This window comes from Methylophaga sp. UBA4204 (genome assembly GCF_002379485.1).
Classification (GTDB): domain Bacteria; phylum Pseudomonadota; class Gammaproteobacteria; order Nitrosococcales; family Methylophagaceae; genus Methylophaga.
In genome coordinates, this window is record NZ_DFTU01000056.1 from 1 (window position 1) to 233 (window position 233).

1 protein-coding gene is annotated in these 233 nt (G+C 49.8%); it reads left to right on the forward strand.

Annotation, left to right across the window (positions count from 1 at the left end; all coding sequences use genetic code 11):
* The coding region (locus B3182_RS08115; protein WP_292752284.1) for an AAA family ATPase at nt 1-233 on the forward strand (233 nt) is incomplete at both ends.

The window sequence follows — 233 nt, forward strand, 5'->3', positions numbered from 1 at the left end:
GGTTTTGAAGGTAATGAAGGCGTCATTATTATTGCCGCCACCAACCGTCCTGACGTACTTGATCCCGCCTTATTGCGTCCGGGTCGCTTCGACAGACAGGTAGTAGTGCCATTACCGGATATTCGTGGACGTGAACAGATTCTGAAAGTTCATATGGGTAAAGTGCCCGCTGATGAAGATGTTGATCCAAGTGTCATTGCACGTGGAACGCCAGGCTTTTCAGGTGCTGACCT